The organism is Paracoccus marcusii, from assembly GCF_006151785.1.
In the GTDB taxonomy this organism is placed as follows: Bacteria; Pseudomonadota; Alphaproteobacteria; order Rhodobacterales; family Rhodobacteraceae; genus Paracoccus; species Paracoccus marcusii.
On the sequence record NZ_VDDD01000001.1, the window covers coordinates 88,549 to 98,239 of the forward strand.

9 protein-coding genes are annotated in these 9,691 nt (G+C 69.8%); all 9 read left to right on the plus strand.

The genetic code is table 11. From position 1 onward, the window contains the following. Positions 1-37 precede the first annotated feature (37 nt). The gene (gene rpiA / locus FHD68_RS00440) at positions 38-790 is read left to right on the plus strand and encodes a ribose-5-phosphate isomerase RpiA (RefSeq protein WP_139084953.1); all 753 of its coding nucleotides are present in this window, start codon (positions 38-40) and stop codon (positions 788-790) included. A gap of 1 nt (position 791) precedes the next feature. Then, positions 792-2,171, plus strand: coding sequence for a glutathione-disulfide reductase (gorA, locus tag FHD68_RS00445; protein WP_139084956.1), 1,380 nt, complete (start codon positions 792-794; stop codon positions 2,169-2,171). 115 nt (positions 2,172-2,286) lie between these two features. Beyond that, positions 2,287-3,585: an FtsH protease activity modulator HflK gene (hflK, locus tag FHD68_RS00450; RefSeq protein ID WP_127898832.1), complete on the plus strand. Its 1,299-nt coding sequence runs from the start codon at positions 2,287-2,289 to the stop codon at positions 3,583-3,585. Beyond that, positions 3,585-4,796 carry a protease modulator HflC gene (gene hflC / locus FHD68_RS00455; protein ID WP_127898831.1) on the plus strand — a complete coding sequence of 404 codons (1,212 nt, stop codon included), beginning with the start codon at positions 3,585-3,587 and terminating at the stop codon, positions 4,794-4,796. Before hflK ends, hflC begins: the two co-directional genes overlap by 1 nt. 176 nt (positions 4,797-4,972) lie before the next feature. Beyond that, positions 4,973-6,568 carry a DegQ family serine endoprotease gene (locus FHD68_RS00460; RefSeq protein WP_127898830.1) on the plus strand — a complete coding sequence of 532 codons (1,596 nt, stop codon included), beginning with the start codon at positions 4,973-4,975 and terminating at the stop codon, positions 6,566-6,568. Between the two features lie 100 nt (positions 6,569-6,668). Next, on the plus strand, positions 6,669-6,992 hold the full coding sequence (locus FHD68_RS00465; protein ID WP_045998869.1) for a 2Fe-2S iron-sulfur cluster-binding protein: 324 nt from the start codon (positions 6,669-6,671) through the stop codon (positions 6,990-6,992). 138 nt (positions 6,993-7,130) lie between these two features. Further along, on the plus strand, positions 7,131-7,562 hold the full coding sequence (locus FHD68_RS00470; RefSeq protein WP_127898829.1) for a DUF2141 domain-containing protein: 432 nt from the start codon (positions 7,131-7,133) through the stop codon (positions 7,560-7,562). A 33-nt stretch (positions 7,563-7,595) separates the two neighbouring features. Continuing rightward, positions 7,596-8,708: a metallophosphoesterase family protein gene (locus tag FHD68_RS00475; protein ID WP_127898828.1), complete on the plus strand. Its 1,113-nt coding sequence runs from the start codon at positions 7,596-7,598 to the stop codon at positions 8,706-8,708. Then, a partial coding sequence (locus tag FHD68_RS00480; RefSeq protein ID WP_167550347.1) for an AAA family ATPase occupies positions 8,705-9,691 on the plus strand: 987 nt, incomplete at its 3' end. The genes FHD68_RS00475 and FHD68_RS00480, both read left to right, overlap by 4 nt.

Consider the following 9,691-nt stretch of genomic DNA (forward strand, 5'->3'; position numbering starts at 1 on the left):
TATAAGCGGGCGAACGGATTTTTCAGGGGATGTCGTCATGTCGCAATCACCGCAGGTCGATCCCGCCAAGCTGGCCGCCGCCAAGGCGGCGGTCGCGCTGGTCGAGGGCGGGATGAGGCTGGGCCTTGGTACCGGCTCGACCGCCAGCGTCATGGTGCGCGAACTGGCCGCCCGCGTGCAGGCCGAGGGTCTGTCCCTGCGCTGCGCCGCGACGTCGCGCGCCACGGCCCAGCTGGCCGAGAGCCTGGGCCTGCGCATCGAGAGCCTGGACGACATCGGCTGGCTGGACATGACCATCGACGGCGCGGACGAGGTCGATCCCGACCTACACCTGATCAAGGGCGGCGGTGCGGCGCATCTGCGCGAGAAGATCGTGGCCGCCGCCAGCGACCGCATGGTGGTCATCGCCGATCCCGGCAAGGTGGTCGAGACCCTGGGCGCCTTTCCCCTGCCGGTCGAGGTGCTGGAGTTCGGGTTCGAGACCACGCGCAAGCTGATCCGCCGCGCGCTGGAGGGGCTGGAACTGGGCGAACACGACATCCTGCAACGCCTGAAGGGCAGCGACCCGGTCGTCACGGACGAGGGCAACCTGATCCTGGACCTGCACCTGGAGGTGATCCCCGACCCGTCCGCCCTGGCGCGGGCGCTGTCCTGCATTCCCGGCGTCGTCGAACACGGGCTGTTCCTGGGGATGTGCGATCTGGCCATCATCGGCCGCGAGGACGGCAGCGTGATCGAACTGGCGCGCAACGACATCGACGCCGACATGCTGGCGCAGGAAGGGGAATGACGTGACCTTCGACTATGACCTGTTTGTCATCGGCGGCGGCTCGGGCGGGGTGCGCGCGGCGCGGATCGCGGCGGGCGAGCACGGCGCCAAGGTCGGCCTGGCCGAGGAGAGCCGCATGGGCGGCACCTGCGTCATCCGCGGCTGCGTCCCGAAAAAGCTGATGATCTTTGCCTCTCAGGCCGGGCTGATGGCCGAGGAGATGCGCGGCTATGGCTGGTGCGACGCGCAGGCCGGGGCATTCGACTGGGAGGTGTTCCGCGAGAAGCTGGACGCCGAACTGTCGCGCCTGGAGGTGATCTATCGCGCCGGCCTGACCCGCGCGGGGGTCGAGATCCACGACCAGCGTGCCACGCTGGACGGCCATCACCGGGTCCGGCTGGCAGACGGTACGACGAAGACCGCCCGCCACATCCTGATTGCGGCCGGCGGCCGTCCCGCGCCCATCGGCATTCCCGGAGAGGAGCTGGCGGTGATCTCGGACGACCTGTTCCTGATGGACAGGCTGCCGGGGCGCATCCTGCTGGTCGGCGGCGGCTTCATCGCCTGCGAATTCGCGACGATCCTGGCGGGGCTGGGGGTGGACACGGTGCAGGCCTATCGCGGCGACGCGGTGCTGCGGGGTTTCGACCGCGAGGCGCGCGACCTGGCGACGCTGCAGCTGAGCGCGGTGGGCGTGGACCTGCGTCTGGGCCTGACGCCCGCGGCGCTGGAACGTGACGGCGACGGCATCCGCGTGCGGTTCGACGACGGATCGGACGATCGTTTCGACGCGGTGCTGATGGCGACTGGGCGCGACCCCTATACCCGGGGCCTGGGCCTCGAGACGACCGAGGTCCGCACGAAACCCAACGGCGCGATCGAGGTCGACGAATGGTCGCAGACCTGCGTGCCGTCGATCTTTGCGGTGGGCGACGTGACCGACCGCGTCAACCTGACCCCGGTCGCGATCCGCGAGGGGCATGCGTTTGCCGACACGGTTTTCGGCGCACGGCCCCGGACGGTCGATCACGGGTTGGTCGCCAGCGCCGTCTATCTGCGCCCGCACGAGTTGGCCAGCATCGGCCTGACCGAGGAGGAGGCCAAGGCGCGCGGTCCGGTCGACGTCTTCGCGGCGACCTTCCGGCCGATGCGGTCTATGTTCGCGGGCAGCGACGCCAAGGTGATGATGAAGCTGCTGGTCGATCCGGCGGACGACCGCGTGCTGGGCTGTCACATCTTCGGCCCCGAGGCCGGGGAGATGATCCAGCTGGCCGCCATCGCCATCACCATGGGCGCGACCAAGGCGCAGTTCGACGCGACCGTGGCCGTCCACCCGACCGCGGCCGAGGAGTTGGTGACGATGCGCCAGCCCACGCGCCGGCATCAGGGCGTGGCGGGCTGACAATCCCGTGGGCGCGGCCTTGGGTCGCGGCCATGGACGGGTGTCAGGGTTGACATTTCGGCCCCGCGCCCCAGTTTTCAACTAACGGAAATTTCTACGAAAGAAGGTCTATCGGATGGCAAATCAGGGCCCCTGGGGCGGAGGCGGCGGCGGCAACGGCGGCCGGGATGACGGGGATCGTGACAAGAAGCCTGCCGGCCGTCCCTGGGGTGAACAGCCGCCCCCCGGCGGGCCGCGCCGTCCGAACAACGACCCGCAGCGCCCCGAGATCGAGGACCTGATGAAGAAGGGCCAGGAACGCCTGCGCGTGCTGATGGGCGGTCGCGGCACCGGCGGCGGCACGGGCGGGGGTGGCGGCGGCGGTCGCAGCCCGATGGGTCCGGACTTTGGCCTGAACCGCTCGACCCTGGTCGTGGCGGGCCTGGCAGCGGTCGGCCTGTGGGCCTTTGCCAGCTTCTATCGTGTTCAGACCAACGAACAGTCGGTCGAGTTCCTCTTCGGCCGCGCCATCGCCGTGGGGACCGAGGGTCTGAACTTTGCCCCCTGGCCCGTCGTCACCGCCGAGGTCGTGCCCGTCACGAACGAACGCGTGACCGAGATCGGCACCGGCCAAGCCGGCCCGATGGACAGCGGCCTGATGCTGACCAGCGACCAGAACATCGTGAACATGGAATACCAGGTGGTCTGGAACATCCGCGATCCGCAGATGTACCTGTTCAACCTGGCCGACCCCGCAGACACGATCCGCGCCGTGTCCGAGGCCGCGATGCGCGACATCATCGCGCGCAGCGAACTGGCCCCGATCCTGAACCGCGATCGCGGCGTGATCGCCAGCGACCTGCGCGCCGCCGTGCAAAGCACGCTGGACAGCTATCAGTCGGGGATCAACGTGATCCGCGTCAACCTGGACCGGGCCGACCCGCCCGAGGAGGTCATCGACGCCTTCCGCGAGGTGCAGGCCGCCCAGCAGGAGCGTGACCGTCTGCAGAACGAGGCCGACGCCTATGCCAACCGCGAACTGGCCGCAGCCCGGGGTCAGGCGGCCCAGATCCTGGAACAGGCCGAAGCCTATCGCGCCGAGGCGGTCAACACCGCCGCGGGTGAGGCCGCGCGCTTCAACTCGATCTACGAGGAATACGTGAACGCGCCCGATGTGACCCGTCGCCGGATGTATCTGGAGACGATGGAGCAGGTTCTCGGCGGCGTGAACAAGATCATCATCGGCGAGGGCATCGGCGGTGGCGAGGGTGGCTCGGGCATCGTGCCCTATCTGCCGCTGGACCAGCTGCGCGGCACGGGGCAGGGCGGCGCCACGCCCCCGGCGCCGACCGCCGGCCAAGGCGCGGGCCAGACCACCGGCACGCAGGCGGGCACCCAGCCCGGCACCACAACGACCAGCGGAGGGACGAACTGATGGCTGCGCGCAAGAACCTGCTGACCGCCCTGGCCCTGCCGGCCGTGGTCGTCGTTGCCGTCCTGGCCGGATCGGCCCTGTTCATCGTGGACGAGCGGGAAAAGGCGCTGGTGCTGCGTCTTGGCCGGGTCGTCGACGTGCAGGAGACGCCGGGCCTGAACTTCAAGCTGCCCTTTATCGACAACGTGGTGAAGTACGACGGGCGCATCCTGGGTCTGCCGACCAGCCCGCTGGAGGTCACCCCGCTGGACGACCGCCGCCTGGTGGTCGACGCATTCGCCCGCTGGCGCATCACCGATCCAGTGCGGTTCCGCCAGGCGGTCGGCGTGCAGGGCATCCAGGCCGCCGAAATGCGCCTTGAGCCGATCGTGATCGACGCCATTCGCGGCGTTCTGGGTACGGTGCCCTCGACCTCGGTCCTGTCGGATGACCGGACCAGCCTGATGAACCAGATCCGCGACGAGGCGCGGTCGAATTCGGGCGGCCTGGGGATCGAGATCATCGACGTCCGCCTGACCCGCACCGACCTGCCCGAGCAGAACCTGAACGCGACCTATGCCCGGATGCGGGCCGAGCGTGCCCGCGAGGCCGCCGACGAGGTTGCACGCGGCAACGAGGCTGCGCAGCGCGTCCGCGCCGCCGCCGACCGGACCGTGGTCGAGCTGACCTCCGAGGCCGGCCGCCGCTCCGAGATCGTCCGAGGCGAGGCCGACGCGCAGCGCAACGCGATCTATGCGGACGCCTATGGCCGCGACCCCGAATTCTTTGCCTTCACGCGCTCGCTGACCTCGTATCAGCGCGCGCTTCAGGGCAGCAACAGCTCGCTGGTGATGCAGCCGGACAGCGAGTTCTTCAGCTATCTGTCCAGCGACGGGGCTGCGAACGCCAACCCCGCATCGACGCCGGTACCGCCGGGCAATTCGGCCGAGCGGCTGGGTCTGAACAGCCCTGCCGAAACGCCCGAAGGCGAGGAGCTGGTCGTTCCCGAGGTAGTCGACCGCGACGGCAACCGTCTGGGCGAATCTGCCGGGATCGAGCTGACCCCGGTGCCCGAGAATCTGGCCACGCCCCCGCAGGAGCCGTCCGAGATCCTGTCGCCGGACGCCCCGGTGGAGGGCGCTGCCCAGAGCGAGGATGCGCCAGCTGAGGAAGCCCCGGCCCCCGAGGCCCCGGCCGAGGATACGGCGGCGGAACCCGCGCCCGCCAACTGACGAACCCGAGGCGGGCGGAGGGAAACCTTCGCCCGTTTCTGCAACGAAAATCACGATCTGTTCACAAGTCGAGAGCGTGGTTTATTTGCCACGGCACCCTACATTGGCGTCATATCCAACAGGCAGTCCGGGCACCCGCCCCTGATCGCTGCCGTCGAGAGATGAGGACATCCCGCATGAAACCGCTTTTCCCTCGCCATATCCTGACCGCGTCGGCGCTGGCGCTGGCGGTCGGGCTTGGCCAAGCCGGCGCGCAGGCCGTCGACCCGGCCAATGACGACGTGCCCCCCGAGGTCAGCCAGCAGGCCCAGGAGGCCGCCGAGGCCAACCAGCCGCTGGGGGCGGATGCCGCGACCGCCGACACGTCCCAGGTCATGCCCGGCAGCTTTGCCGACCTGGCGCAGCAGGTCTCGCCCGCGGTGGTGAACATCACCACGACCTCGGTCGTGTCGCAGCCGACCGGCGGGCCGGCCTTCCCCGAAGGCAGCCCCTTTGCCGACCTGTTCCGCGAATTCGGCCTGCCCGGCGGCCCCGGTGCACCGGAAGGGATGCCGACGCCTCGCAGCCCGCAGCGGTCCAACGCGCTGGGGTCGGGCTTCGTCATCTCGGCCGACGGGTTCATCGTCACGAACAACCACGTCATCGAGGGCGCCGACCAGATCGAGATCGAGTTCTATTCCGGCGAGACGTTGCCCGCCGAGGTGGTGGGTACCGACCCGAACACGGACGTGGCCCTGCTGAAGGTCACCAGCGAGACGCCGATCCCCTTCGTCACTTTCGGCGACAGCGACAGCGCCCGCGTGGGCGACTGGGTCCTGGCGCTTGGCAACCCGCTGGGTCAGGGCTTTTCGGCCAGTTCGGGTATCGTGTCGGCCCGCAACCGCGAGCTGTCGGGGACCTATGACGACTATCTGCAGACCGACGCGGCGATCAACCGGGGCAACTCCGGCGGGCCGCTCTTCAACCTGAAGGGCGAAGTGATCGGCGTGAACACCGCGATCCTGTCGCCCAACGGCGGATCGATCGGCATCGGTTTCTCGATGGCGTCGAACGTCGTTTCGCAAGTCGTTGAACAGCTGAAGGAATTTGGCGAGACCCGTCGCGGCTGGCTGGGTGTCATGATCCAGGATGTGACCCCTGAAATGTCCGAGGCGATGGGTCTGAACGTGGCTGGCGGCGCGATGATCACCGACGTTCCCGAAGGCCCGGCGCGCGATGCAGGCCTACAGACGGGCGACGTCATCACCAGCTTTGCCGGCACCGAGGTCGAGGACACCCGCGGCCTGGTCCGCCGCGTGGCCGAGGCCCCGGCGGGAGAGACCGCGCAGGTCGTGGTGATGCGCGACGGCGACGAACTGACGCTGGACGTGACCCTGGGTCGCCGCGAGACGGCGCAGAACGGCGCGTCGGAATCGCCCGCGGCGGCAGAGCCGTCGGAGAGCGATGTCCTGGGCATGACCGTGACGGTGCTGACGCCCGAAATGGCGGCCGAGCTGGGTGCGCCGCGCGACGCGACCGGCCTGGCCATCACCGGCATCGACCCCGAGGGTGCGGCCGCAGAGAAGGGCCTGGCCCCCGGCGACATCATCACCGACGTCAACCAGCAGTCCGTCGCCAGCGTGGCCGACCTGAACGCCCGCATCGACGAGGCCCGCGAGGCCGGTCGCCGGTCGGTCCTGATGCTGATCCGCCGTGGCGGAGAGCCGCTGTTCGTGGCGCTGCCCCTGTCAGAGACCGCCCCTGCGGACGAGGACACGGCTCCGGTCGAATAAGCTGCGGCCCATGGCAAAAGAGGGGCGGCCTTTCGGGGCTGCCCCTTTTCAATGGCCGTCCGATCCCGTAATTCCGGGTGACACAAGGGAACAAGCACTCATGGCGAAGATTACCTATATCGAACACAACGGCACCCGCCACCAGGTCGAGGTCCGCCCCGGCATGACCGTGATGGAGGGTGCGCGCGACAACGGCATTCCCGGCATCGACGCCGATTGCGGCGGCGCCTGCGCCTGTTCGACCTGCCATGTCTATGTGGCGCCGGAATGGACGGACAAGCTGCCGCCGGTGGACCCGATGGAGCAGGACATGCTGGACTTTGCCTACAAGCCCGACCCCGAGCGGTCGCGCCTGACCTGCCAGCTGAAGGTGACCGAGGCGCTGGACGGTCTTGTCGTGCAGATGCCCGAACGCCAGATCTGATCGTCCTTCACGGTGACGTGTCGATGGCCGCGCCCGCAAAGGCGCGGCCATCTGCGTATCAGGCCCTGGCGGCGGTTGTCCGGCACCGCGTTTCGTGGTGACCTGCCACGTCATGTCACGACCGTCACGGGGGAACGGATGCAGCATCGTCGCAGGATCGGGATCGCGGCCTTGGTCGCCGCAACCACGCTGGCCGCGCCCGCGATCGCGGGCACCATCCAGGTGACGGTGACCGGCATCCCCGATGACCGCGGCGTGCTGGCCTGCAGCCTGCATGCCGATCCCGCGGGGTTTCCCGACGGGGCGGGCGCGGTCCATGACGCGTCCCCGCCGCGCGGTGGCCAGGCTGTCTGCATGTTCGAGGGCGTGACGCCGGGGCGCTATGCGGTGGCGGTGCTGCATGATGCGAATGGCAACGGGCGGCTGGACACAAACGTGCTGGGAATGCCACAGGAACGCTGGGGCATTTCTGTCGGGCCTGCACCGCGCCTGCGCGCGCCGCGTTTTGACGAGGCCGCGTTCGACATGGGCACCGACCCGCTGCAATTGCGGATCGACCTGGATCCGTGAGTGCGACCCGTTGACCGACAAGGATTCTCACGCATGACATTCCGCTTTCTGCACGCATCGGACCTGCATTTGGGCAAGCCCTTCGGCGGCTATCCCGAGGGTATCCGCAACCGCCTGCGCGAGGCGCGTCATGCCGCCATCGGGCGCCTGGCCCAGGCTGCCCGGCAGGGCGGTGCACAGGTCGTGCTGCTGGCGGGCGACAGTTTCGACGCGGAAACCCCGGCCCCCGACACCCTGCGCCAGGCCCTTCGCGCGATGGCGGAGGAGGCAGACATCCGCTGGATCATGCTGCCCGGCAACCATGACAGCCTGGCGGCGACCGAGCTGTGGCGGCGCATCGCGACCGATGGCCCGGCGAACCTGAAACCCCTGCTGGATGACGGCCCGGTGACCTTGGCCGACGACGTCTGGCTGCTGCCCGCGCCTTGCACGCAGCGTCGCGCCGGGCGCGACCTGACGCAGGCGATGGACGCGGCCACGCCGCAAGGCGCGCGGCGGATCGGCCTGGGCCACGGCCCGGTGACGGATTTCGACGAGGGCGGCGGGCGAACGGGCATCATCCCGCCCGACCGTGCGGCGCGGTCGGGGTTGGATTATCTGGCACTTGGCGATTGGCACGGACAGCGCCAGATCGGCCCCGCAACCTGGTATTCGGGCGCGCCCGAGGCCGACAGCTTCAAGCATGACGGCCCGGCGGGTGCGCTGCTGGTCGGACTGGGCGCCCAAATGACGGTGCAGGCGGTGCCCGTGGGGCAGTTCCGCTGGACCCGCCCGCACCTGGACCTGCTGCCGGGCGCGGATGTGCGGGCGGCGCTGACGCGCGCCCTGCCGACGGAACGGGCACGCGATCATCTGGTCAGCGTGACGGCAGGCGGCAGGCTGGCCCTGTCGGACCGTGCGGCGCTGGACGCGGCCCTGCAGGCGGCTGCGCCCGATTACGGCTGGTTCGCCGTCGACTTGTCCGCCCTGCAGGTCGAGGCCCGGCCCGACGATCTGGACCTGATCGACCGCGCGGGCGCGCTGCGCCACGCCGCCGACGCCCTGCTGGCGGACACGACCGACCCGCAGCGGTCGCAGGCCGACCGCGACATCTCGGCCGCGGCGCTGTCGCGCCTGTACAGCTTTGCGCAGGAGGTGCAGGCATGAAGCTGCGCGCGATCGAGTTGACCAACCTTCGCCGCTTTGCCGGGCGCCGGGCGGTGCTGTCCGACCTGGGCGACGGCATCACGGTTCTGTCCGAACCGAACGAGTTCGGCAAATCCACCTTTTTCGATGCGCTGCACGCGCTGTTCTTTGAACGCCACCGCAGCAGCCGCGCGCCGGTCAAGGCGCTGCAGCCTCATGCCGGCGGCGCGCCGGAGGTGGCGGTCGAGATCGAATCGACCCAAGGGCGGTTCCGCATCCACAAGCGGTTCCTGTCGCGGGCGCAGGCGCGGATCACGGACGCGCAAGGCCGCCTGATCGCCCAGGAGGACGAGGCCGAGGCCTGGATCGACCGCCTGCTGGATGGGGGACTGGCCGGACCGTCGGGTCTGTTGTGGGTCCGCCAGGGCCTGCTGGGGCTGGAGCCGGAGGGCAACAGCGCCGCAGACCGGCAGGACCGCGATCGCAACCTTGGGACGCGGCGCGACCTGCTGTCTTCCGTTGCCGGAGAGATCGACATGATGACCGGGGGGCGGCGCATGGACGCGGTCCTGGACCGCGTCGGACAGGAGATGGCACGGCTGGCCACCGCCACCGGCCGCCCCAGGGCCGGGGGCGAATGGCAGCGCGCCATCGAGGAGGCCGAGCGACTGTCCCGTGCCGAAACCGAGGCCCGCGACAAGGCCGCGCGCCTGTCCGGCGACTTGGCACGCCGCTCCGAGGTGACGCGCATGCTGGCCCGCGTGACAGACCCGGAGGCCGCCCGCGCCCGCCAGGCTGCCCTGACGCAGGCCGAGGAGGCGCATCAGGCCGCCCGCAAGCATGCAGACCGGCTGGCGCAGGCGGAACGCGACCTGACGCTGGCCCGGATGGCCGAGACGACCGCGCGCCAGCAGATCGACCAGACCCGACAGCTGTCCGACCGCGTGACCCAGGCCCGCGAGACGCTGCGCCTGGCCGAAGCGCGCGCGGTGGCCGCCCGCGAT